Source organism: Sporomusa intestinalis (assembly GCF_055383785.1).
Window position 1 is genome coordinate 4,013,737 of record NZ_AP042390.1, and the last position, 24,956, is coordinate 4,038,692.

Annotated in this window: 22 protein-coding genes; 2 read left to right on the forward strand and 20 right to left on the reverse strand. The window is 52.0% G+C overall.

All coding sequences use genetic code 11. The features are described 5' to 3' along the window. Positions 1 to 480: 480 nt before the first annotated feature. Positions 481 to 1,752, forward strand: a complete 1,272-nt coding sequence (locus tag ACZ481_RS18815; RefSeq protein WP_464766873.1) for a hypothetical protein — start codon at positions 481 to 483, stop codon at positions 1,750 to 1,752. Positions 1,753 to 1,880: 128 nt separating this feature from the next. On the opposite strand, the gene ACZ481_RS18820 is transcribed toward ACZ481_RS18815, so the two are convergent. From ACZ481_RS18820 to ACZ481_RS18875, 12 genes are all read right to left on the reverse strand, one after another. Next, positions 1,881 to 2,345, reverse strand: a complete 465-nt coding sequence (locus ACZ481_RS18820) for a hypothetical protein (RefSeq protein ID WP_464766874.1) — start codon at positions 2,343 to 2,345, stop codon at positions 1,881 to 1,883. A 139-nt stretch (positions 2,346 to 2,484) separates the two neighbouring features. Beyond that, positions 2,485 to 2,997, reverse strand: coding sequence for an O-acetyl-ADP-ribose deacetylase (locus ACZ481_RS18825; protein ID WP_464766875.1), 513 nt, complete (start codon positions 2,995 to 2,997; stop codon positions 2,485 to 2,487). A gap of 109 nt (positions 2,998 to 3,106) precedes the next feature. Further along, on the reverse strand, positions 3,107 to 3,661 hold the full coding sequence (locus ACZ481_RS18830; protein WP_464766876.1) for an acyloxyacyl hydrolase: 555 nt from the start codon (positions 3,659 to 3,661) through the stop codon (positions 3,107 to 3,109). A 260-nt stretch (positions 3,662 to 3,921) separates the two neighbouring features. Next, a complete protein-coding gene (locus ACZ481_RS18835; RefSeq protein WP_464766877.1) occupies positions 3,922 to 4,722 on the reverse strand; it encodes an NAD-dependent deacylase in 801 nt (266 codons plus the stop codon). Positions 4,723 to 4,753: 31 nt separating this feature from the next. Beyond that, on the reverse strand, positions 4,754 to 5,059 hold the full coding sequence (locus ACZ481_RS18840) for a hypothetical protein (RefSeq protein ID WP_464766878.1): 306 nt from the start codon (positions 5,057 to 5,059) through the stop codon (positions 4,754 to 4,756). 502 nt (positions 5,060 to 5,561) lie between these two features. Further along, positions 5,562 to 5,984 (reverse strand): MarR family winged helix-turn-helix transcriptional regulator, encoded by a 423-nt coding sequence (locus tag ACZ481_RS18845; RefSeq protein ID WP_464766879.1) that lies wholly within the window; start codon positions 5,982 to 5,984, stop codon positions 5,562 to 5,564. A 277-nt stretch (positions 5,985 to 6,261) separates the two neighbouring features. Beyond that, entirely contained in the window at positions 6,262 to 7,014 is a 753-nt protein-coding gene (locus ACZ481_RS18850) for an HD-GYP domain-containing protein (RefSeq protein WP_464766880.1), read from the reverse strand. Between the two features lie 235 nt (positions 7,015 to 7,249). Next, positions 7,250 to 8,440, reverse strand: coding sequence for a PucR family transcriptional regulator (locus tag ACZ481_RS18855; RefSeq protein ID WP_464766881.1), 1,191 nt, complete (start codon positions 8,438 to 8,440; stop codon positions 7,250 to 7,252). 217 nt (positions 8,441 to 8,657) lie between these two features. Beyond that, positions 8,658 to 9,563: a LysR family transcriptional regulator gene (locus ACZ481_RS18860; protein WP_464766882.1), complete on the reverse strand. Its 906-nt coding sequence runs from the start codon at positions 9,561 to 9,563 to the stop codon at positions 8,658 to 8,660. A gap of 346 nt (positions 9,564 to 9,909) precedes the next feature. Next, on the reverse strand, positions 9,910 to 11,055 hold the full coding sequence (locus ACZ481_RS18865; protein WP_464766883.1) for an iron-containing alcohol dehydrogenase: 1,146 nt from the start codon (positions 11,053 to 11,055) through the stop codon (positions 9,910 to 9,912). A gap of 14 nt (positions 11,056 to 11,069) precedes the next feature. Further along, positions 11,070 to 13,046 carry an oxidoreductase gene (locus ACZ481_RS18870; RefSeq protein ID WP_464766884.1) on the reverse strand — a complete coding sequence of 659 codons (1,977 nt, stop codon included), beginning with the start codon at positions 13,044 to 13,046 and terminating at the stop codon, positions 11,070 to 11,072. Positions 13,047 to 13,505: 459 nt separating this feature from the next. Continuing rightward, complete coding sequence (locus ACZ481_RS18875) at positions 13,506 to 14,162, reverse strand: hypothetical protein (RefSeq protein ID WP_464766885.1); 657 nt, start codon at positions 14,160 to 14,162, stop codon at positions 13,506 to 13,508. Here ACZ481_RS18875 and ACZ481_RS18880 point away from each other — a divergent pair. Beyond that, positions 14,148 to 14,861, forward strand: a complete 714-nt coding sequence (locus tag ACZ481_RS18880) for a GNAT family N-acetyltransferase (protein ID WP_464766886.1) — start codon at positions 14,148 to 14,150, stop codon at positions 14,859 to 14,861. The two genes, ACZ481_RS18875 and ACZ481_RS18880, sit on opposite strands and share 15 nt — an antisense overlap. 78 nt (positions 14,862 to 14,939) lie before the next feature. Here the strand turns inward: ACZ481_RS18880 and mutT are convergent, their stop codons facing one another. The 8 genes from mutT to ACZ481_RS18920 all read right to left on the reverse strand — a co-directional run bounded on the left by mutT (position 14,940) and on the right by ACZ481_RS18920 (position 24,723). Then, positions 14,940 to 15,350: an 8-oxo-dGTP diphosphatase MutT gene (mutT, locus tag ACZ481_RS18885; protein WP_464766887.1), complete on the reverse strand. Its 411-nt coding sequence runs from the start codon at positions 15,348 to 15,350 to the stop codon at positions 14,940 to 14,942. A gap of 52 nt (positions 15,351 to 15,402) precedes the next feature. Then, positions 15,403 to 16,095 carry a hypothetical protein gene (locus ACZ481_RS18890; RefSeq protein ID WP_464766888.1) on the reverse strand — a complete coding sequence of 231 codons (693 nt, stop codon included), beginning with the start codon at positions 16,093 to 16,095 and terminating at the stop codon, positions 15,403 to 15,405. Between the two features lie 429 nt (positions 16,096 to 16,524). Beyond that, entirely contained in the window at positions 16,525 to 18,231 is a 1,707-nt protein-coding gene (locus ACZ481_RS18895; RefSeq protein ID WP_464766889.1) for an ABC transporter ATP-binding protein, read from the reverse strand. Continuing rightward, entirely contained in the window at positions 18,228 to 20,000 is a 1,773-nt protein-coding gene (locus ACZ481_RS18900) for an ABC transporter ATP-binding protein (RefSeq protein WP_464766890.1), read from the reverse strand. The genes ACZ481_RS18895 and ACZ481_RS18900 overlap by 4 nt, the downstream gene beginning before the upstream one ends. A 1-nt stretch (position 20,001) precedes the next feature. Then, on the reverse strand, positions 20,002 to 21,429 hold the full coding sequence (locus ACZ481_RS18905) for an ABC transporter ATP-binding protein (protein WP_464766891.1): 1,428 nt from the start codon (positions 21,427 to 21,429) through the stop codon (positions 20,002 to 20,004). Further along, on the reverse strand, positions 21,426 to 22,160 hold the full coding sequence (locus ACZ481_RS18910; RefSeq protein WP_464766892.1) for an energy-coupling factor transporter transmembrane component T: 735 nt from the start codon (positions 22,158 to 22,160) through the stop codon (positions 21,426 to 21,428). The genes ACZ481_RS18905 and ACZ481_RS18910 overlap by 4 nt, the downstream gene beginning before the upstream one ends. Next, positions 22,161 to 22,757, reverse strand: coding sequence for an MptD family putative ECF transporter S component (locus ACZ481_RS18915; protein ID WP_464766893.1), 597 nt, complete (start codon positions 22,755 to 22,757; stop codon positions 22,161 to 22,163). Between the two features lie 37 nt (positions 22,758 to 22,794). Next, positions 22,795 to 24,723, reverse strand: a complete 1,929-nt coding sequence (locus ACZ481_RS18920) for a TonB-dependent receptor plug domain-containing protein (RefSeq protein ID WP_464766894.1) — start codon at positions 24,721 to 24,723, stop codon at positions 22,795 to 22,797. Positions 24,724 to 24,956 lie beyond the last annotated feature (233 nt).

The following is a 24,956-nucleotide window of genomic DNA, read 5'->3' on the forward strand; positions in this document are numbered from 1 at the left end:
TTGATGGGTTCATTTATCTACTTGACGGTAGTCAGGTCAAGCCTCGGTTTTACACCATCCTGGAAAATTCACATAGCATGCAGCATATTCCATATCAAATTAAAACATGAGCCTGATTACGTTTATTTAACTTAATTCACAAACTAGCGGAGCCCTGTAATTCTCCCGCCAGTTTGACCGACTTCCTGCTTGCTGAAGCATGTTTTCAGCTGGGCTGCAGCAGCTATTGTGTAATATTTCGTCAAAATATAACAAAAACCTTTTTTCTATCTCACTCTTGACCAGATCGCTTCACACCCGCGCATTCCCGGCAACGCGCCCCAAGTTCCGTATCTTCCTGCTAGTTCGGAAGATATATGTTTGTCCTCATTTCCCGCCTTCGGGCAAATTTCTTTCGGCCCCAATGCCGGCTCGCATTGAATAATTATTACCAGGCAGGTAAGACTGGTATATAAGAATATCTTTCATGGAGAGAGTCCAGTGGATAACCAGGCACAGCAGCAACAATCACAACAGCAACTATCGCGTCGCCCCAAGGGGATGATGAATTCTCTCGCCACTAATTTCTTTCACCTGCGCAATCCTTATATTATCGCCTGGTGGTCTTTCGCCTACCCCGGTTTTGGGCATATCAGCATGGGCAGCTATATCACCGGGTTTCTGCTGTTCTTTTGGGAAATGCTTGTCAATACGCAGGCTAAAGTTAACTTGGCTATTCTCTATACTTTTACCGGGCGCTTTGACCTGGCCAAAGAAGTAGTAAACAACCAATGGTTTTTGCTGTACGCGCCTGTATTCATATTCGCCGTATGGGACAGCTATCGCCGGGCGATAAAATACAACCAGCTTGCCATATTGGCAGACCGGGAAGATCAGGTAATTCAGCCGGTAAGCATGTCCTTCATGGAAATAAATGTACTGGACAAACGTGCCCCCTGGGTTGCGGTAGTTTGGTCACTGATTGCGCCGGGCCTGGGCCATCTGTTTACCCACCGGCTACCGACAGGTTTTTTTCTGCTGTCCTGGTGGATAATAATTGTCTATTATTCCAACTTACTCCAGGCCGCGCAGTACACGGCGTTGGGATTATTTGAACAGGCCAAGCTAGTGGTTGACCCGGAATGGCTTATGTTTCTCCCGTCGGTTATTGCTTTTGCCGCCTATGATGCCTATGTGAACACCACCGAATATAATCGCTTGTTTTCCAAAGAACAGGTGTACTATTTCAAAAATAAATATCAAAAATCCGGTTTCAAAATGCCGACAAAGGTGGGAGCGGAAGTGTATATCACGGCATCCTTTGACCACTCCATATTTAATGAGCTAACGATCTCGGAATTAAAGCAGAAGGGAATTCCGGAGGATAACGTTTGTGTTATACCGATGAATCTACCCCAGAAAGAACGGCAATTAATGGACACGATACACCGGGCCGACGGTCTGAGTATGTTTGACCTTTCCACCATTCTGGGCACTACGTTTATGTTGTTTGGCGTAATGTGGGGCTTTCTGTGGACCTGGGGACCGATTGCCTGGGGATTAATCGGGTTATTTTTAGGGGGAGCCTTAGGCTTTGCAATCAAGTATGTCTATTATCGCCTGTATGATCAGAAGCAACCGCTGCCAGGCATTACCACGGAACTGATCATCATCGTAAGCTGCCATAGATCGGAAGCGGAAATGGTAGAGAAAATATTAGCCGGACATCGCGCAATCAGTATCGGGCGAAAAGAAAACTACCCGGATGAATAGCCGGAAGCCAATAACCCTGGACACAGTAAAAAAAGTCGGCTAGCCGACTTTTTTTACTGTAACCTGCTATTCCCTCGCTGCGTTGCGCCATGAGCCTGCGCCATTTGCCCAGGAAAAGTAGTAGCTGATCATTTTACAAATTTTATATTGGTTGCCAGACTGTCGCTTGCCCCGCCGTTTGTTCCCCGGGCAGTGACGGCGACCGTGTTGGCAGCCTGCAGATAAGCTGCCGGTATTTTGTAAATGAGCTCATAACCAATAACTTTGCCCCCGCTGTTAGTAATAAAGAATTGGCGGTCAAACAGTTGGGAATGCTTGTATTGCGTGCCATTGACCTTGATAAAAGTAAGGTTCCAGTTGGGAATGCCGGTATATTTAACATTCATATATAGCTCCGCCCCTGAAAATTCATAGCCGTTCATACTTTTTAGAAAGCCGGCCGGTGCAAGCTGCCACTGATTATTGTAGCTTTGGGCGGTAAAAGCGTGGATATCAACCTTGGTTAATGCCGGCGCCGGACCGGCCATTGCCACTGTATAACCACAAAATACTGCCAGGCAAACTAGCATTAGGAATACTACAGATTTTTTCATATAAGTTGTCCTCCTCTGCAAGAAAAAGTGGACAAGCCCGGGGAAGATGGCGATTACCGGGCAAGGAGGCCATTCTAGGGCGCGACCGTATCCGTGGGCCGAGGCAGGTCCCTGGCTCGCGGGCTGCCGGCAGGTTCTTTCACTGCTTGGCCCCCACAAATGACGCAGGAGAACCGTTCCCCTGAGTCATTTCCTTATCAAACAGGACCAGATAAACCGTCATATCATGGTTCTGCAGGAAGTCGCCGATTACAGCCGTCGCTACTTTCAACGCGTCAGCCTTGGGATACCCGAAAGCGCCCGCGGCTATCAGCGGAAAGGCAATGCTCTCCAGCTTATGCTCTTTAGCCAACGCCAGCGAGTTCCGGTAACAATCGGCCAGCAGTTGTTCCTCGTTATTGCCACCGCCGCGCCAAACCGGTCCGACAGTGTGGATGACATACTTGGCAGGCAGTTTATAGCCCTTTGTTATCTTAGCCTGGCCAACCTTGCAGCCGCCAAGGGTACGGCATTCGGCAAGCAGCTCCGGCCCGGCGGCGCGATGGATAGCGCCGTCAACCCCGCCGCCGCCAAGCAAGGACGAATTGGCCGCATTGACAATCGCATCAGCCTGCACTTTCGTTATATCATTGCGTAGTATTGCAAGCGCCATTTTTTCACCTCCTTAGCTTAATCTGACGCGATACCCATGTCCTGGCAAGTAAGCTGTCTATCCTTACAACTCAATACTCTATTTGCATATCGGTTTCCTCTATTATTTTTTATAACCTGGTCACATAGCCAAATGAGACTCCGTGCGTATCATCCCCGGGGTTATGTGATTGTAAGCCATTCGAAACATGCATAAGCTTATACCCGACATGTACGGCAGAGTTATCGCTGATTTTATAAATGAATTGCGGCCCTATCCGCCACATGAAATTATACCATCGCCCGCCGGCCGGAAATGACCGGTCATAGATGATAAAGCCGCCGCTGATATCGAATGCTGCCGACAGCTTTTTCGAGAGCTGTTTTTCATTGCGGATCATGTAAACAGGTCCGATGCCGACGGCCGGGCTGTCGCGTGTTTTTTCTTCGAAAAATATATCGCCATAGGCCCTGGTTACGGTAATGCCCCGGTATACGGACCTGTTATTCCGTGCAGAAATTTTTTCAAATATATGCAGCGATATGGTAGTAAGATCACGTTCTTTTACGTGGGAATGCATGTAATCCCAATCCAGTTCCAGTCCGGAACCGACCGCGTAGGAAATTCCCGGCATGGAAAGCAACAGAAATGTAATCACCGTTACTAAATAAATCAGTTTGCGCACAATGCGTCACTCCCCTTTATGAAGCTGTGACAGCCACAGATTCAGGCTACGATAAGTTACTATTTCGATAACGAACTGATTATTCCTGTTAAATTGTGGCATGAGGTTATTCCTTTTCGGCCTCCCGCTTACCATTCACGTGTCAGCAGGAACGGGAATCACTGGCCCCGTTAGGAGGAAGGGAGACAGCGCAAACTGCATTGGCGCTCGCGGCTGACCGCTAAAATGGCAAAAAAAAAACGGCGGTATAATCGCCGGCTTTAACTAAGCAGGTTAGCCTGTATCGATCTTAACACCCTGCCGATGCCGCTGTGAATAACCCAGGTTGCCGAACTGTCCAGCGGGGTTGGCTCCTGGTTGACAATCAACAGCTTGGCACCGTTTTGCAAAGCTAATTGCGGCAAATAATTGGCTGGCGACACCACTAACGATGATCCGAGCACCACGTAAAAGTCAGCCTCTTTGCTATGCCTGACGGCTGCTTCCCAGGCTTTGTCCGGCAGGCTCTCGCCAAATAAAACCACCTCCGGCCGCAAGAAGCCGCCGCAGTGGGAACACCGGCACTCGTCACCATAATGATAATGCCCCTGCTGATAGTCCTCTTCCCAGGTTGAGTACCGGGGCAGCAGTTTTCGGCTGTCGTATACGGCAGCGCACTGCCGGCACCGGACGGTCCGCAGTGAACCATGCAATTCCACAACAGGCCCGGCATTGGCACGTTGATGCAAACCGTCAACATTTTGCGTAATAATGACCATATTGCCTGCTTGCTGGAGGGCGGCAAGAGCCTGGTGGCCGTGATTAGGCACAGCAGCCCAGAGCCGGGCAATGCGCCACTGATAAAAAAAGTAGAATTCATCAGGCTGCTGTTCTAATGCCGCCATAGTGGCCAAGCTTTCGGGGCGCACTTTCCATAGTCCCCGGGCAGACCTAAAGTCAGGCAGCCCCGACTCGGTGCTCATACCGGCTCCGGTAAACACAACGATTCTCTGTGCCTGCGCCCAGGCCGCCCCAATCGCCCCTATTTTGTCCTGTCCGTCTTCTCTTGACTCTTTATTCATCTGCTCCCTCCCGCCGTCAACTGTTAGCGCCCTACAGCGACTGATACCTGTAAAGCGAAGCCTGCAACGCAAAGATTGCGGTAAATGCCGGCAGGTGCCGTATTGGTTCCCCCCGCAGGCTTCTTGCCCAGGCAATCAGCTCAGCGCAGGATTTGCCAGGCAAAGACGGATCCTCCGCCAGCTGCCGGGCAGGCTGGACTGCTGCCGCTGGACCCAGCCATACTTTTTCCAGCTCTTCCATTATAGTGATCGCAGCCTCCGCATTGAATAGGGCTTTGGACTCTAAATCCTGATATATTTCCGCCAGACGCTGGGCAGCGAAGTTCAATTCACTCATAATCCCACCTCTTATTTTTCCTTGTTTATATAATAACACTATTACTCTTTCCTTGCCTGGTAAAAAATCCCTAATAACAATTGATGTTAATATTGGGGAAACGCTTAAGGTAGTCCTCAGCTGCTGTTAGCATCATAAAGTCAAAAGAAATTAACCCGATTAGAGTTGTAATCATAAAATTCACCTCACTCTCTATTATTTGCATTAAGATAATACGCATGCGTAATATATGGTTAAAATTTATCCCGCCATACTGATCACACCCCTAGCTTCATTGGCAAATGATGACAACCTTTCAGCCTAAACAATCATGGTTGTGCAGGCTGCAGATACCTGAAAGCAAAATATATTTGTACAGATATTAAGTGTACGTAATAAATTTGTAAAATTTTTTGCCACTTTTTAATGGCAAGTAGTTTGCATGCGTAATTTCTACTATCAGAATAATACATCTCAGCCATATTTTCAATACTTTTTTCAAAAAATATGCCTGCATTACAGTTTATAAGGTCTGGTAAATTTTTCGCAGCACCTTCTCAAACACAATTACTTCTTCCTCCGTGCATTCTTTCAGCATTTCCTTGCGGACGATATTCAGGACTTCCAGCACTGACTCCTTCAGGGCAAAGGCTTTCTCTGTCAAAAAGATATGGTATGCCCGGCGGTCGTCCGGCGAGTCTGCCCGATATACTAAATTGGAACTCTCCATGCGGTCAATCAGGCCGGTAAGGGTAGAACTGTCCAGGTAACACCGTTTCCCCAGTTCGGAAAGACTAATACCGTCGCCTTTATAGAGAGTATAGAGAACCATCATCTGTACAGGCGTAATCCCGATTTTCCGGCTAAGTATTTCTTTTGCAAACTGATTATGCTTTTGCTCCGCTTTGGCAAGCAGGATACAGATACTATCAAAAATGGGGAGCATGTGTACCTCCGTTATGCTTATGCATGCAAATTATTTGTAGACGTAAATTAAAGCTAAGTATAAGCTGGTTGTGTGTAAAAGTCAAGCCGGCTCCGTAAAGGCCGCCGGGCAGCAGACTGAGCGAAATCAGGGGATATAGAAGCCGGGTTGCCGGTTCAGGCCCTCCGGCAGCAAGTGAACCGGCATAAACAACGGCTGGCGTGCGGCAAGCACGCCAGCCTGAACTGCGTCCTGAAGCGGGGAAGGATGAGATTCGTGGATATTGACAGGCTGCCGTTCAGGAAGACAGGGACAGCTTGATAAACAGTTTCACAAACTGCTCCACAACCAGGGGATGATAGTCGCTCCCCTTGCTGGCGAGAATTTTATTGAGCGCCTCGTCCACAGACAGCACCGGCTGTTGCAGGGCAGCTGTCGTAAAGCAGTCAAAAGCATTGGCTACCGCGACAATAGCGGCGTTGAAATGAATCTTATCATATTGCTCATGGTGCTGCAGGGCAACCAGATATATGCTTTTGGGTAATTTGTCGGCGGCCAGCAGCTCACTGCCCAGCTGGGCATGCTGTTGATAGAGCTCACTCTGCCCTGCGCACAGCTTCTCCTGTTCATCCAAAACCGATTTGGGCAACAGCATTTTCCCCAAATCATGATACAGGGCGCCAAGTGCCAGTTCACGCAGTTTAGCGTCTGCCAGGCTCAGCTTTTGCGCAATAATAATGGAAAGCAGGGCGACATTAATTGAGTGCGAATAGGTGGCGCGCCGGCCCTGGGCCAGGATCTTCAGATTGTTGCTTAAAAAAGGATCCTCCACCAAGTCCGCCAGCAAGAGATTCAGGTATGTAGAAGCAATTGTCACTGCCTCGATGTCCAGTCGCTCAAATTTTTTATCCAGCCGTTCCGGTACTTGAAAGCGGGTATCCTGAATGCCCAGGCTGAGATGCGCCGGGGCATGATTGCCGGCGCTTTTTTTGGGCGCTATTTGAAAAACAATATTTCTCTTCTCCAGGCGCTGAATAAGCAGTTGATTCATGGGTGCACCTTTAGCCAGCAAAAGCCTGCCAAATTTGTCAAAGATGTTGTGAGCGCTATATCCGATCACTTCCAGTGGATTTTCATGGTTCAATGTACATCGTTCCTTTCTTAATGGAGAGCGGTATCTTTATTAGTGTAAAGTAAACAAATCTAAAATGCCATTGTGTTGCTCGTATAATTTTTCCTGTAAAATAAGTCCCTGACATTAGGTAAAACTACCAATGATAACCGCTTTAAAATATTTTTAATTTATACAGTTTGATTGCGGTAGCCAAAGCCAGCCTGGTTTCATAATCATTAAAGGAGATTTGCAGCAGTTTCTCAATCCGCCGCTTGCGGAAAACAAGTGTGTTGTAATGCAGAAATAATGCCGCTGCCGCCTGCTTCAGGCTGGAGCTTTGCAGGATAATCTCCAGGGTAATAAGATAATCGGTGCCTTTCTGCGCATCATAAGCAATCAATTTGCCCAGTGTTGTCTGAATAAACTCTGCCGCCCGCAGCCGTGTTCCCCGCTCCAGATACAGCTGCAGAATTCCCAGACTGGCGTAATGAGCCACTTGTCCGCTCCTGCCCCCCAGGGCCTTGGCGGCCAGGGAGGCTTCCAGGGCTTGCTGAAAACTTTTTTTAAAACCGTCAATGCCTGTCTGGCAGGAACCGATGCCGATATTCACAATCAGATCCTGATAATGGATGTGAATCCGGTCTTTTATGTATTGGGCCAGCCCATTGTTATCACGGCTGTACCGGGGCTCAAGCTCAGCTACTATGCATAATACGCCAAGCTCATTGCGGTGACGCCATAAGGTACAGCCCTTCAGTGGGTATAAATCGGCCAGCAGCTTGGTTTTGATTTCCTGGATGATGGCAAAGTCCTGGTTATTAAGAGGATGGGTCCTGTCGACGAAATCAATGGTTACGGCACAACAAAATAGCGGGCCGGCAAAACTCAGCCCGAGATTGGCGGCATAAGCCAGTTTTTCTTCATTGATTAACTGGGGCTCATAAAATATTTCATTAAGCAATTCGCTGCGCCGCTGCAGTTCATAAGCCGTTTGCAATATATGGCGGGCGTCTTCCTGGGCGGTGATATCGATCAGGATTAACGCCACGGTCTTTTTGCCATTTACCTGAAAATCCATAGGCACAATGTGATGCAATAGTGTGAGGTTGGCCTGGGTTGTGTAACGGAAGCCCCGGGGGGACTGGCTGGCTACGGCCAGACTAAGCTCCGCGGTCAGCAGCTTGGCCTGCTCCGGTGAGATAGTATTGAATATATTCATTTCACCGCCCCAGATTTCCAAAAAACCGCCGTTCCCGTCTGCAGCAAAAATTGCGGCGGATACCGCTTGGGCAAAACTATCCAGCAAAGGGGCATACCGAGCGAAAAGCTCCAGGGATTTTACTACTTTTAGCGGATTATTCATCTGTAATTTTCACTCTCCGATACCATATATCTGTGCACCTATACTTTCAGATGACTGATACAAATTGGATTCTCAAATAAATGGCAAAAAACCTTTGCCAGCAGTAAACTGATTATTTTTATCAGGAAAATAAAGCCAGACAAGCCGGCGGCCTTGGCAAAGGCGGCCGGCTTGTCAAAAAAAAAACCTTCTGTCAAACGACAGGAAGGTTTTGAGGTTATTTAAATAACTGACAATCGTGGACGGCTCTTTCTAAAAAATAGCTCATAAACTTTTTTAGCGGCTGGCTTATTTTCTTATCTTTTTTTATGATAAACCCTAAATCCCAGAAGGCGGTCGGCACGTCAATGGGAATGCGGACAATTTCAGGATAAGCATCTACTTTTGCCAGGCTGTTGACAAAAATAAAAATCCCTTTATTTAAGGCCACAAAATCATAGGCCGTGTGTAAATCATGATTGCAGCGGCTGTACACCCGGGGCTTGATTCCGGCTTGTTTGAAGTGTTCGGCAACGACAAGCTGCATGCGGAAAGTATCGTCCAAAAGGATTAAGCTTTCCCCCCTCAGGTCTTCAAAAGTGATGCTCTGTTTGTGGGCAATCGCATTCTTTTTATTGACCACAGCCACAAAATGATCCTTTAGCAAGGAATAATAGTGAAAATCAATGTCATTATGGGGATTAACGGTGAAAGCCGTATCCAGGGTTTCATTGAGTACGTTCGCTTCGCAGGCCACGTCCGAATATTCGGATATTTTCAGATTAATATCCTGATGCTTATCAGTAAACGCGATGAATTCCTTCGCCCGCAAAACCTGCAAGGTGCCGGGGGAAAATCCCATTTTAATGCTGTGTTTCTGTTTTTTGGCCTCAATATAAGCCTCTTCCTGGAATTCTGCAAAACCCTCAATAATGGCTTTGGCGCGCGGGTAAAGATATTGCCCCATTTCGGTGAGACTGACGCCTGTATGACTGCGATTAAACAGGGGCGAGGCAATCTCTTTTTCCAGATTGCCAATAATCCGGCTTAGAGCCTGCTGGGTGATGAATAATTCCCGGGCGGATTTGGTGAAACTTTTGTTTTCGCATATTTTTACAAAGTATCGTAAAGTGATTATATCCATACTATCACCTTGGTCATTTTAATCAGACCGCGAGTACCTTGACCGGCTTAAACCGGTGTTTAGCCTGCGGATGCAAAGTCGCCGCAATCTAACCGGGATTTCAACCCGGGTCAAGGCATTAGGGGCTTGTACTGTAATTATATCGTACAAGCCCCAGGTTACACAATGCAACACAGTGTCTTGGCCATGTTATATTTTAGTTTTAGGGCGAGACAAAATGGCCAAGGGCAAGGAAGCGCCGACGACCCATACGGGAAGGGGTCTGCTAGGAGGGGCTGACGCCGCCATTGGCCATTTTGGCCGTCATCAAACTAAAAAGATAATGTGGTCAAGACACTAGCCTGCTCTATTTATAATTGTCGTACATATTCCCCAATAGGCTTTCCACCTCGGCGTTAGTCAATTCTTTCGGCACGAATTGGTAACAGGCATCGTTAAAAACCAATGGTGTTACCGCCAGCAATTCTTTTCTGGCTATGCCCAACGCGGCAAAGGATTTTATCTGGAGCTGCTCAGCAAAATTCCGTATCCCCCGGGCCACCAGTTCCCCGACTTCCTGCGGGCTTTCCTGGCCGCTGAACCGGATACCCATGGCCTCCCCGACAACTTTCACTTTCTGGCTGTTACTGTCAGCAGCATACTTCATTACTTCCGGCAGGGCCAAAGCACAGACAAGCCCATGGGTTATATGGAAGGCAGCCCCCGCCGCATGGGCAATGGCGTGTCCTAAATGCACCAAGGCGTCATTGAACGCGATGCCGGCAAAATTGCTGGCCAGCAACAGCTCGCCGCGGGCTGCTATATTTTGTCCGTCGGCAACAGCCAGGGGCAGATTGGCAACGACTTTTTTTATCGCCGCTGCCGCCAGCAATTCCGATTTTGGATTGGGTATCTTGGCGGTAATGGCCTCGGCCGCGTGAGCCAGGGTATCCATGCCGGTATAGGCTGTCAGTTCCGGCGGCGCGGTGACTGTCGCCTCCGGGTCCAGTATACCTAAGGCCGCATTGCAAATCACGGAATTTTTAACATTATTTTCGGTATCTGTTATTACCCCAACAGAAGTGCTTTCACTGCCGGTCCCCGCAGTGGTGACCACCATCACCACAGGCACGCCCGGAACATAACAAGGATTGCCAAAGTATTGATTAACCGTGCCCGGGTTATTGATTAAAACAGTAATGCCCTTAGCGGCATCCATGGGGCTGCCGCCGCCAATGGCTATGATACCGTCAATCTTTTCCGTTCTGGCTAACTCACCGCCCCGGTTTATCACATAATCCGGTGGATCAGGAATGATTTCTGTAAACTCCACGATTTCCAGCCCGGCAGTCAGCAGGCTGGTTTTGCATTTTGCATAGGTTGGCAGTCCGGCAACAATATTATCAGATACAACCATGACTTTAGAACACCCCAGTTTCCTGACTTCTTCCCCCAGCAGGCTGACGGTTCCGGCCCCATAAATAATCGGGCAGGTTTGTGCATATCTTCCCATTGCTATCCCCTCCTTTACAAATTATAGGCGCTTACAAAGCCTGTCTCCATTGCATCCCTTATTCTGCCTGCCTTTAAAGCGTCTCCCAGGATATAGACCGGCTCGAAGTTTGCTTTAATTTCTTCGACTAATGCCGTATTGGGTTTTGTTCCCAGGCAAATGACAATGGCATCAAATTTATACGTTTTCTCTTCGTGCCTTTCCTGGTCTGCCATGATTGCAAAAACCGCATTGCCATTATCTATTCGCAAAAGCTTATGCTTTGGATACAGCTTTACGTTTAATGGCCCGAGCTGGCTCATTACGTCAATGAGATTCTGAAAAAACAATCCCGGCCCGATCGTAGCGGCCATCTCAAATATACTGACCTCATTTTCGTTTTCAGCCAGCAGATGGGCTGTTTCCAGGCCGGTCATGCCTGAGCCGATCACCGCTACTTTTTTGCCGGTTACAGTTGCTGTGCCGCTTAAGATTTCCGCAGCGCCCATCACCTCCTGGCCGGCGATGCCGGGAATGAATTCAGGCATAATGGGCTCGGAGCCCTGGGCAATGAAGACTGCATACGGCTTTAGCGCTTGCAGGTCGGCCAGCGTGGGCGCCGTATTAAAACGAATTTCCACCCCTAATTGCTGTACCTGTCCTGTTAAATAATTGATCAGCCAGTTGATTTTGTCTTTTTTCGGCGGTTTATTGGCAAGCTCCAGCTGTCCGCCGGCGTTAGCGGTTTTTTCAAAAATAATGGGTTTATATTTGCGCATGGCCAATACCCGGGCGGCTTCCAGACCGGCAGGCCCGGCCCCGATGACCGCCACAATCCGGCCATTGCCGTCCTGCTTAAAATCACTGTATTCCAACTCCCGGCCGCTTTGGATATTAATGCCGCATTGGCAGGGTATGGGACTCAGGTCCGCAGCCATAAGTGTTTCCATACAGTGGAGACAGGATATGCATTTTCTCAGTTCGTTCACTTTGCCCGCTTTGGCCTTGTTGGCCCATTCGGGATCGGCGTAATGCTGTCGGGCAGAACCGGCGAAATCAAGCTTACCCTCGGCGATCAGCTTATCGGCGTATGCAGGGTCTCTGATCACCGCCACGCCGATAACCGGAATAGTCACTGCTTTTTTTATTGCGGCCGGCAGATAACTCTTCCAGCCCTGGTCAAAGGAGGCAGGTTCCCAGGCCGTATTCATGCTCTCGTAGATGCCGGAGCTGACATCAATTGCGTCGACGCCCCATTCTTCCAGGTGCCGGGCGATGCTTAGGCCATCAGCCAATTGTAAGCCTCGCTCGCAGCCGTCAACCGTTCCTAAAAATTCATCCACCGACAACCGGACCAGCAACGGATAATCCCGGCCACAGTGCTGCCTGATTCCCAGCACGATTTCTTCCAGGAAGCGCAGCCTGTTGGCAAAACTGCCCCCGTAGTTATCCTCCCGCCTATTGGTATAAGGGCTTAAAAACTGATTAATCAGATACCCATGGGCCCCGTGCACCTCGACCCCGTCTATCCCGGCTGCTTTTACCCTTACCGCGGCTTGGACAAACCGCTCAACCATAGCCGCTACCTCCGCCGTCGTCATGGCTACCGTCGGCTGGTGCACCGCCTGGCACTCCACTTCACTGGGAGCCAGCAGCGGCAGATTCCCGTTTACGGCACTGATGCCCTGCCGGCCGGGATGATAGATCTGGACAACGATTTTGCTGTCATAGCGATGAATTTCCCGGGCCAGCTGCTCTAAGCCCGGTATAAACCGGTCCTCCGCCACCGATATTTGCTTATTGTTGCCTTTGCCTCTTACGCCGTCCACAAGAGCGCATTCGGTAATTATCACCCCCACGCCCCCTTGGGCCCGGGCCCGGTAAAAAGCAATATCCCCTGCCGATACGCTGCCGTCAGCGTTTGCTAAATGGTTGCCCATGGCGGTCATGACAATGCGGTTTTTCGTTTTCATGGTGCCGATTGTACCTGCGGCAAATAGATGTTTGAACATAGCTCTGCCTCCTAACCGCTAGTAGTCCACCAAGCCCAAATCTACAGCGTTCTTGGCGCGATATTTCCCGTCCAGCTTCGTTGTCGTTACCTTACATATGTCCGATATGTGCGGCCGCGCAAGTAATAAGAGAGCCATCACCTACCGGCCTTATTAAAGCAGGTCTTACTGAATCAGTTAGCGACCTTCGCCTTGCTGGGCGAAAAATCTCGCGCAATGCAGCCTATAGCTTTAGACTTGGCGGACTACTATATTTTTTGTATTTTCAATATATTATAATTTTTCCGCCGCTTTGGGAAACAAATAACTGTTGTATACACCACAACAAAATCTGATGAGTGCCGCCTGACTCAAGGGGACGGTTCTTTTGAGTCACCGGCCGCGCCCTTCTTCACTCGCTCTCGCCAGGCAAACAAAAAAGGCCAGCGGATTTTCAGGCCCGCGGCCCCCTTTACAGCTCTATATAATTATATTTATGCGGCGCTTGTTGGCTTTTTCTTTTTTGCCCTTGTTACCAGCGGCTTCCTCGCCGTCAGCCTTCAACGCATTCGCTTTTCGCCTGCGGGCAACCTCGGCGGCCGCGATCCCAAATGCAACAGACTCTTTCAGGTCTCTTTCTATTTCAGCACTCTTCCCGGTCAGGCTGTAGGGCGAAGTGCCGGCGCCCTCCGGCTTTGCCGGCGGCCAGTTGCAGGAAACCGTCATTCCCGCGCCGCCAATACTATTGCACTGGGACACCTTGCCGGCAGCGGCAAGCAGTTTACCCACACTGGCGTTCAGCAGAACACGCTCATGCCTGGCTAAAGCCTTTTCCCGGTCACGCAGTTTTTTAGCCGCCGCCGCTTCGTTTTTCACTCTCTCCAACTCAAGCTTCCTGGTTTTTTCTTCGTATATGGCTTGCTGGAGCTGTTTATCAGCCGCCTGCAATTCAACAACAACCTGCTTAATATCATTGGTTTTGGTCTTATCTTCCTTGTCAGGCATTGCTTTGCCGCCGCCGGCTGCTTGTTCCAGCTTTTTTTGCAGCCCCTGGCGATATTCTCTTACCACAGTTAGATTATTCTTAGGGTTCAAAGCAGCTAAGAGGTTATGTAAGCCCTTTTGATCAACAGGCATTATCTTCACCCTCCACCAATCAGATTCAGTCAGCCAAATCCTTTACTACCTAATGCATCGAAGATTATAGGGCAATACTTAACAAGAAAAACGAATAGCGCCCGCAAAAAGGCGCTGTTGCCTGTATGTCTTGGCAAATATAAAAGGAAAAAAAATCTTAACAACGAATATTACGTACTTAATTACACGCAACAAGGTGAAGGAGCGATAATAATGATCTTTAGGCAGGCAGCCAAAGCAGAAATACCCCTGCTTTTTCAGGAAGGCTACCAAGAATGGAGTAAAAATAGAACGTTCGCGCAATACTGTCTTGACAACAGTAAAGATGATGCCATCGGCACACGATATGTCCTGGAAGCAAACGGACATATCGTTAGTTCGGCCGTTCTAATGCAATTAACAAGCAGCAAGGGCACGGCCGTCTACGGCCTGGGGTCCATACTGACTGCAAAAAATCACCGGGGGAAAGGCTATGGCGGCGAACTCGTAAAAAAATGCCTGAAGCTGGTGCCCGCCGATAATACGGTTGTTTTTCTGTACTCTGATATCAATCCGTCTTATTACGAAAAATTAGGGTTTCAAAGCTTGCCGCCGGAACTGCAAAAATACGATAAAAGTGTTTGTATGGCCTACTGCAAAAAAAATGTATGGGCTGAATTGCTCAGTGCGGATATAGCTGATATACCCGACTATTTTTAAACCATGACTCCTGGTGGCCGTTTTTTCGACTCACGGGGACGGTTCTCTTGAGTCATTTTTTTGCCTTGCGGGATGTGGTCACAGCAATGCGGACGATCGGCTCAGGCCAAGCTCCCCCTGTAACCGCTCAACAATGGGTATATCAGCCGGTGCAAATTCCACAGCATCTAGTTCAGCCAACGTAACCCACTTTACCGCATCGTGAAATAAGGCCTGAGCTTCCCCGCCGGTCAGCTCAGCCCAAAAAGCCAGCAAATGAACCTTTTTTTGCGGGTACTGGTAGGTACTGTCAGTAAAGTAGCTGCCCACCTTAATGTCCAGCCTTAGCTCCTCCAGTATTTCCCGGCGCAAGCACGCCTCCGGTGCTTCCCCTGGCTCGATTTTGCCGCCGGGAAATTCCCATAACCCGGCCAGGTGATCAGTGGCAGGACGCCGTGCGATCAATATGCGATTACCACGTCGAATCAAAGCAGCTGTCACTTCTATCATAAGCGGCCTCCCCCAGGTCATCTCTGTACTTGAATACTGATTTCAAGCCACTTTAGCTGTTTATAGCCTTCCACAAATCCCCGTCAATATTAATCATATCAATGAGATCTTCATAAGGGATGAGATAGCCGCCATAATAGCCTGTGGCAAAATTGACACTGTCATAGACCCGTACTGCTTTAGGCGACAGCAGAAAGATCTCGCCTGACCAGGACTCGGCAAATGTCGCATAGGTCCATTCATTCCACTGACCGGGATGGGTCAGCCGGTATTTTTCCTCATTGCCCTGGCAAAGCGCCTTAATCCGGGCCTGATAATCAACGCCCGGCTGAAAAAGGTCTGCCAGTTCATAGATTCTGCCGGTATTCAGATCAAGATGAATCCCGGCGTCAATTTTCTGGGGGTGCGCCGCTCCCGGCGTATGGCTCAGACCGGTCCACTGAACGGCCAGCAGGCGGCCATTGTAGTAGGTGACAGCAAAATCACCTTGCAACGAACTGCCGGCAGTGGAATTGCGGAAAGACAACACCCGGTTCTGCAGCGTGCTGTTAAGCGCAGCCTGCCAAGCCGTATCGTTCATGCCGCCGATGGCAGGCACAGCAACCTGGTCTCCTGCCGGGGTATCCAGGCTGCGGAAGATAGCGGCTCCTGCAATGGCTGCGCCTGAGCCGGCATAACCGACAGCAGAGCCCAGCAACACGCTCATAATGAAACAGACAAGCACCAGCCCCAGTATCCTTTTCATTTCTTGGCCCCCATTTCTATATTGCAGTTTAATGTCGACATAGTAGTGATCCCTAACGGAGGGCAGCCTGCAACCGGCCCGGTTAGCGTTCCCTGTCGCCTCTGCGTAACAAAAGCAGTAAATATGCAGCTAATTAATTATACCATGTCGCCAAAATGCCGGGACAAAGAATTTGTTGCCAGGTGCAAAAGCCGGGCTAAGTTCCCGGAGACAGGAAAAAAATGACTCAAGAGAACCGTCCCCTTGAGTCTACCATGCCGCCAAAATGCCGGGACAAAGAATTTGTTGCCAGGTGCAAAAGCCGGGCTAAGTTCCTGGAGACAGGAAAAAAATGACTCAAGAGAACCGTCCCCCTGAGTCACCCGGCTAAGGTCCCGGAGAACAGGGAAAAACGACTCAGGAGAACCGTCCCCTTGAGTCGCCCCGGAGTCAGGGGTTTGCGCATTGGGCCTGCCACATAGCGTAGTATTTCCCCTGTTTTTGAAGCAGGTCCTGATGCGTGCCTTGCTCGATAATTTTGCCCCGGGACAGGACCAGGATCTGATCGGCGTTTTGGATAACAGACAGGTTATGGGCAATCATAATGACGGTTTTATTCTGGCCCAGCAGGCTGACAACTGCCCGCTTCACGGCAAGCTCGTTTTCAATATCCAGTGAAGCCGTGGCTTCATCCAGCAGCAAGACCGGTCTGTCCTTCAGGATGGCCCGGGCAATGGAAATGCGCTGCCGCTGCCCGCCGGACAGCCGGTTGCCGTTTTCGCCGACGCCGGTGTCATAGCCATGGTCAAGGGCGGCAATAAACTCAGCGCAGTTTGCCGCCCGGCACGCCTGGGCCACGGCCGTATCGGTCGCCGCCCTGTTGGCCAGCCTGATATTATTGCCAATGGTGTCATTAAACAGGAACACCTCCTGATCGACCATCGAGATAAGGGCAAGCACTTTTTCCGCTTGCACCGGGCCGATGCTGGCGCCGCCGATGGTGATATCGCCGGACCGGGGCTCATAAAACTTGGCGATCAGGTTCAAAATGGTGGATTTGCCGGCGCCGGAATCGCCCACGATAGCCGTCAGCTGCCCGTTGGGGGCGGTAAAGCTGATGTGCTCGAGCACTGGCTCGTCTTCCCGGTAGCGGAAGGAAACATCCCGGAAAGTGACGGCAAAACCGTCCGGCGCAAAACCGGCGGCGGCAGCGGGTTCCTCCTCTGCCCAGGCCAGCTGATCCATGGCTTGTTTGGAAAGCATCAGGTTTTTATAGGCGGTCAGGTCGATAAACAGGGTGATGGCCATGGTCGCGATATACAGGGGCAGGATCACGCAGACGGCCAGCGCCGTGGCCGTGATATCCCCGCGCAGCCACTGGGTTCCTGCCGTATATAAGGACAGGGGCAGACTGAGGTTGACCATGCCCATCAAGACGCTGCCGCCGGGAATGAGTTTGGCTTCAAAGCGGTAACTGATATCGCTGATTGCCTTCAGGGAGCTGTTGACCTTCTGGTTTTTGCTGCCCCCCAGCCCGTAACTCCGCAGGGTCTGAATGCCGGTGATATATTCGACGATGTCGCTGACATTGTCATTTAAGATCTCCTTTTTTCTGCCGCCGTATTGCCGTACTGCCTGGAAAGAAAAGCGCAGGGCGGGAATCAGCAGCAGAACAAGCACCAGGTTGATAAGCCCCACCGGGGGATTGACATAACAGACAAAAGCAAGCAGCATCGCGGTCAGGGTAATGTTTTTTACGATGTCGCCGGCCTTGTGGGTCAGGATATTCTCATAATTGTTGACATCATTGGTGAGGACATTGATATAGCGGCCGGTTTTCCCTTGAAAAAAAACGGACAGCGGCAGCCGTTTGAGCTTGTCGCCGAGAAACAGCCGGATATTTTTGGCGGTGACCGCGCCGCCCACATGACCGATGGTATAGCCCCAGGTGTAAAGAACAAGGCGGACAAGAAAAATCACGGCAATGGCGGCACTGAACGCGGCCAGTTTTTTTATGTCAAGACTGTTGGCAAACAAGGCGTCGATTGCCAGCAGCACCATGGCCGATACCGAGCCTGACAGGAGCCCCTCCGCCACGTTCAGCCCGATGGCCCGGATAAAACGTTTGTCTGTTTTCAGCCACTGTCGGTGCTTCATATGCCCGCCTCCTGTCCTGCAGTCCCCAGAGCGTAGGCGATGCCCCGGGCTTGCTGATAATCGGCCCACACGCGCCGGTAATAACCGTTGACCGCCAGCAGTTGCTGATGGGTGCCGATATCGGTCACCGTATTGTTTTCGACCACGGCAATCCGGTCGCATTTTTTGACAATATCCAGCCTGTGGGCCACGACCAGGACCGTCCGGCCGGCACACAGGGCGTCAATAGCCTTGTCAATCTCCTGCTGGTTTTCCGGGTCGACGGCCGAGGCGGCTTCGTCCAGCAGCAGCAGGGGCGCGTCCTTAAGAATGGCGCGGGCGATGGCCAGCCGCTGTTTTTCCCCGCCGCTGAAGCGGGAGCCATAACTGCCGACCTTCGTTTGGTACCCGTCAGGCAGGCTGGCAATAAAATCATGGATCTGGGCCTGTTTAGCGGCCTGCCTGATCTCGTCCAGGGTGGCGGCGGTTCCCATCCGGATGTTTTCCAGCACGCTGTCCCGGGTCAGGAAGGTCTGCTGAAAAACGATGCCGATATGCCGCTGCAGGGTTTCATAGTCCATTTGCCGCACATCACAGCCGCCGATGCGGATTTCGCCGCCGCTCACATCATAAAACCGGGCGAGCAATTGGAGAATGGTGCTTTTCCCGGCGCCGGATCTGCCTACAAAAGCAATTTTTTCCCCTGCCCGGAGAGAAAAACTCACATCCTGCAGCACCGTGGCTTGCCCGTCATAGGAAAAACTAACCTTGTGAAATGTTATGTCCCGCTTGGCAGGAAACGGTTCTTTCCCCTGGGTAAAAGGCGGAATATCGAGGATGGCCTTGGCGTTATGGATGCCGTTCAGGACATAGGACAGATTGGAGCCAAGCTCTAAGAGCGGCCTTAGCTCCAGGAGATACAAGGAGCCGACAAAAGCGAACAGGATCAACACGCCGGCGCCAATCTGGCCATGAACAAACAAAAAGCCGCCTGCCGGGACGACCGCAGCCACGGCGCATTGCAGCACAATGACGAAGGCGGCGAACAACGGCCCCATGCTGCGGGCAACCTGCTTCCATAAGACATGGTGGGCATCGATGGCGCCGGCGTATTTTTGATAGGAGCCGACCCCCATATTGTAGGCTTTGATAAACTTCATCCCGCTGATGTATTCGATCATGGCCGAGTTCAGCCCCGCCAGGACCCGGTTCATCTCCTGCATCCGCCGGCCATACCCGGCAAACATCCGGTATTGCAGCCAAATGGCCGCCGGGACAGGCAGCAGCGTAAGCAGCGCCAGCCCCCAGTGCACGCTGGCCAGATACAGAAAAATCGCCACCGGGCCGGCGGCGTACAGGCATAGTTCCGGCAAATGATGGGCCAGAAACAGTTCCAGCTTTTCAATGTCTTCGCTGATGACCTTTTTAATCTCCCCGGTTTGTTTCCGGCTCAGGCTGCCCAGCGGTACTCTGACCATATGGTTGACAAGCATGGACCGCACCCGGTACAGGGCGTTGTAAGCCCCCTTATGGGAGAGCAGGATGCCGGCCGCCAGCAGCAGATAGCGGAAAACTACGGCCGCCGCAACGGCCAGCGCGCAGGTAAGCATCATTTCTGCCGTTAACTGCCGGTGATACACCGCCTCCAGGATTTGATAGATGGCCATATAGGGGACAATCACCAGCAGGCCGCTGAGTAAGCCGCACAGCATGGCCAGCAGCAGTTTGTACTTTTCTTTGCCCGCCCAGGCCAGCAGCAGTAAAAATGGTTGTTCTGTTTTTTGTCGCAATTCATTCACCCCGCTCTGTCATAGTCAGGCCGTCCACGGCCGTGCCGCCGGCGAAACCAAGCACGCGGCTGCAGGTACTGGCGATCAGTTCCGCATCATGGGTGACAAGGAATACCACCTTGCCCGCGGCCGCTAATTCCCTGATCAGCCGCGCAACCTGGAGCATGCCGCCGAAATCCAGGCCGCTGGTGGGTTCATCGAAAATAATAAGCTCTTTATTGCCTAACTGGCTGACCGCTACAGCCGTCCGCTGCTTTTGCCCGCCCGACAGCGACTGGGGATGACGCCGGCGGTATTCATACAGCGACAGCCCCTGGAGCACCGCCGCCACCCTGGCGGCAGCGGGGCGGTCAATGCCCAGCGTGCATTCTTCCTCCACGCTGTCCGCAAACAACTGATAGTTGACATCCTGCATCACCAGATAAGACAGAGCCAGCCGCTGCCTGGGGCCGACCGGCGCTCCTTCCCACGAAAAAAGGCCTGAAACCTCTTTCCGCAGCCCGCAAAGAGTTTGGGAAAAGGTTGATTTTCCGGCGCCGTTGCTGCCAATCACCCCGATGACATCACCGCGGGCGGCAGTCAGATTGATATTCCCGGCTATGGCGGCCTGATCGCAGGCCAGCCTCAGATTCCGGATTGCCAGTACCGGCTGGCCCGCGCCGGCGGCAGAGGCAGGCAGCGGGATAGCGGTTAAGTCCATGGCGCGCAAGCCTTTATTGCGTCTTTCACCAGGGCTCATTTGCCGGAACGCAGCGCCTGTATATTCGGCGGCAATGCCGCCTTTCTCCATATAGACGACCCGGTCGGCGATACCTTCAAGATAATAAAGCCGATGCTCGGCAATGACAATGGTCTTCCCCTGGCGCTTCAGCTGCTGCAGCAAGCGGCTCAAAGCGGCGACCGCCGGCCCGTCCAGATTGGACGAGGGCTCATCCAGAACGTATACCGCCGGCGCCAGGGCATAGACAGAGGCAAAGGCGATCTTTTGCTTTTCCCCGCCCGATAGTTGAAAAATACTGCGTCCCAGCAGGCTGCCGAGATCCAGCTCCCGGACGGTTTGTTCCAGCCGCCGGCGGATCTCGGCCGCCGGGTAGGCCAGATTTTCCAGCCCGAAAACGATCTCGCTGTCGGTATCGACATTGAAAAACTGGGACCGCGGATTCTGGAATACCGAACCCACCCTGGCGGCAATAGCGTGCAGGGGGGTTGCGGCAATATCCATACCGGCCACCTGAACGCTGCCGGTCAGCATCCCGGCATGAAAATGAGGAATGAGACCATTGATCAGGCGGGTAACCGTGGTTTTCCCGCAGCCGCTGCGGCCGCACAGGAGCAGGCATTCGCCTTGTTTCACCTGCAGGCTGATATTGTGAATCCCGTCGCCGGCAGTGTCCTGATAAGAAAAAGAAACATTGCGCAGCGTAATCAAACCGCCACCTCCTTTATCACTAGGAGCAGCAATAGCATAAAACTGCCAGCCCATAAGCCATCCGCCGCCGTAAGGCCGAGCCGTTCAACACAGGTCCGGGGCGCCGGGTTGTCGATCCCCCGCGTCACCGCCGCCGCCGCCAGCTCATCGGCAAGCCTGGCAGCGGAAAACAGCAGGGGCACATAGACGCATTCGATGGTTTTCAGCGGGGCCTTAAGCAAACCGGTAAACGATGCAGCCAGGCCCCGCATGTTCATGGCGTCGCGGATATGGCCCCATTCCTCCCGCACCGCGGGAAAATACCGCAGCATAACCGCCAGGGGGATGACCAGGCTTTTGGGCAGGCGCAGCTTGTGCATAGCTGCCATAAATTCATTGACCCTGGTCGTGGCAATGAAAATACCGCCCACCATGGCGCAGGGGAAGATCTTCCGCAAAAACATCACGAACGTCACCAAAAATACCTGCAGGCCGTCGGCAAGATACAAAGCGCCCAGCACCTGAGCGGCTGCCAGCAAGAGGTACAGCGCCGTCATCGCCAGCGTATACCGGTAGACACCACTCACTAGGCCTAACAGCAAAATCAACAGGGTCATACTAAATTCCTGCAGCAAGCCCGGTGAAAGCAGCACCGTACTATTGACGGCCAGCAGGATGAACAGCTTGGTCCGGGGGTCCAGGCGGAACCGGCGCTGCCTGTCCCGCCCCCCGGTTAATAATGTGGTTTCCATTTAGACGATCCCGGCTCTTTCAAAGTGTTGTTTGAGCAGCTTATTGCCGCTGGCGGCTCCTGCCAGCGCCGCGACCACCGTGCCGGCAATCATGGCCGGCAAAAACCAGCCCTGCGCGGTTTGCAGCATGCTGTCCAGATAAGCCGGCTCCGTTCCCTTGCTGAGCAGGTAGGCCTGAAAGGAGTGCCGGTCAATCCAGATCATCATATAGGAAGCAATGGGATTCAGCGAAAAAATGCTAAAACCGACCATATTCAGTTTCCGGCTTTTAAACCGGCCCAGCGCCGAAATCTCCCCGGCGATAATGCCCAGCAGGACATAGGCCACCGACCATAGCCAGAACATGCCGGTCACAAACATCATCAGGCCCATGATACTGCCTAAAATGACGGTCGGCCCCCGTTTCGGCACCTTGGCCAGCAGCAGCATGTAAACCGGGCCGGTGAAAAAGGCCACCGCGACAGGCATGAGGAACGTCAGCACCGGGTTGGGTGCAAAAAACATACCGGCAATCATGGTGGCGAGAAAGAAAAGAGCGCTGAAAATCCCGGTGGTAATTAAATCCTTGGACTGTAACGCAGACTGAGGGCGTGCCATGGCAGAACTCTCCTTGTGTTCGTATCATTTCGCTTGCTTACAAACGCTGCTCCACACCGAAATACCAGTGGCGGGCCGCCAGGGGAAACGCGCCCCGGGTACCGGCTTCACCGCGGGTTTCATAGGCCCGGTTGGTAAGGTTATAGACCTTGGCATAGGCGCGGAGGTCCTTTTGCAGCTGATAACCGGCCGCCATATCCAGCACCCAGTAGGAACTGGCTGTATACGCGGCCAGGCTGCGGCCGCTTGCGCCCCGCAAGGCCAGGCCCGCATCCCATTTATTCTGGTCATACTGGATACTCAGCCGGTAACCGTTGGGCTGGGCGTTTCGGGGGTCCAGGTAGTAATCGGCCTGGCCCTGGTCTTTGTTCTTAACCTGAACATAGGAATAGGCGGCGGTTACCTGCCAGAAAGGCGACAGTTCCTGGGTGAGGCTGATATCCAGCCCCTGCCGTTTTTGTTCCTGCAGGTTGGCGAACTTCCAGTACATATACGTGGAATCAATTGGATAGTAGCTGATGGCGTCGTTGATGCGGCTGCTGAAAATACTGGCTTTGAGCAGACTGTCGTCAGCCAGCCGGGTGTTCAGGCCGAGAGTAACCGTATCACCGGTTTCCGGCCGCAGGTCGGGATTGCCGATAGCCTGGCTCTGGCCGTAGAGTTCATCGGCATTGGGGGCTTTAAACACCTGCCCCCAGGAAACATACACATTGGTATTGGCATTGAGTTCCCGGTTGGCTGTCACCCGGGCGGTTGACTTGCCGCCAAAGACATTGTGGTCATCATAGCGCAGGCCCGCGCTGACCGTCCAGGCCGCCGGCAATTGCCAGCGATTTTCCATAAACACCGCCTGATTGGACAAATCCTTGCCGTAGATCCCGTCTGTGGGGGCATCAACCGTAACTTTGCGCCACTCCAGGCCGCCCAGCAGCGTGTAATTCCTACTGAGTTGCCACCTTTGCTGCCACTCGGCGCCGGTGGTCCGGCTGGTCAGAAATTTATCCGGCTGATTGGTGTCACTGCCTTTATGGATATCGTAGCCGGCGGCATTATGATACAGCTTGAATGAGTTTTCCACACCGCCCGGTCCCCAGCGGTAGGTTAGATCCACATTGTTTTCCACTGTAGTTTCATAAGCCGTAGGATGATGCTGGGAGTAACCGGGGGGCATCAAACCATAGCCCGCTTTGCCGTCCAGGTGTTCCCAGTAGAAGCTCACTGACCGGCCCTCGTCCAGCTCCTGGTCCAGGCGCAGCGTTACTGCGTCCTGGTCGAAATAGCTGTTGGGCATGGTGACCACCTTGCCGGTTTGCCAGTCTTTGTATTCAAAGTCGTCCTGCCGTTTGCGTTCGGCCGTAATCCGGTAGCCAAAGCCATTGTCTTTGCCTTCTGTCGTCAGCGTATAGTTGCGCTGGCCCCAGCTGCCGCTCTGCAGCGACAGGCTGGTGCCGGCTGCGGCCGCCTGGTGGGTAATGATATTAATGACCCCGCCGGCCGCGTCGCTGCCGTACAGTGCCGAAGCGGGCCCGCGAACAATCTCAATCCGGTCGATATTTTTGACGCTGGGCAGCTGGTTCAGGTTGACCCGGGTTTTGCCCATCCCAATAAAGTACTCCCGGTTGATTTTGCGGCCGTCCACCAGGACAAGCACCCGGTCGTCGCCATTGATCGTAACCGCGCTGACGCCGGCCGAGCCGGCGCCCACGTCATCCACATTGACGCTGGTCTGGGCGAGGATCTCCGTCACCCGCCTGAACCCGCCCTTTTCAATGTCAGCAGCCGTAACCACCGTCACGCTGGCCGCCGTCTCCGACAGCTTCACCGGCATGCGGCTGGCCGTTACGACATACTCGTCCAGACTGAATTCCGCCGGCGGAGCCTCCTCGGCCCCTGCCCATGCCGGCAGCAACAGCAGCAAAGCTCCGCCCAGCATAGCTGCCACGACTGTATGTGCTGGTTTGTCCATTTTTCCTCATCACCCTTTACTTACGATTTTCCCGGTTTAATCAATAATGATTTTTATTATCAGTGATGATTATAAGGGTACAAAAATAACCGGTCAATGCCAGTCAGCGGGAAAATACCTCCTGCATAAAAAAGAATCCCTGACGCAATTGAAAATCATTATCATCTTTGGTACTATAGAATAGAGAAACATTAACAGGAACAGACCCTCCCGCAGCATCAGCCGGAAAATGC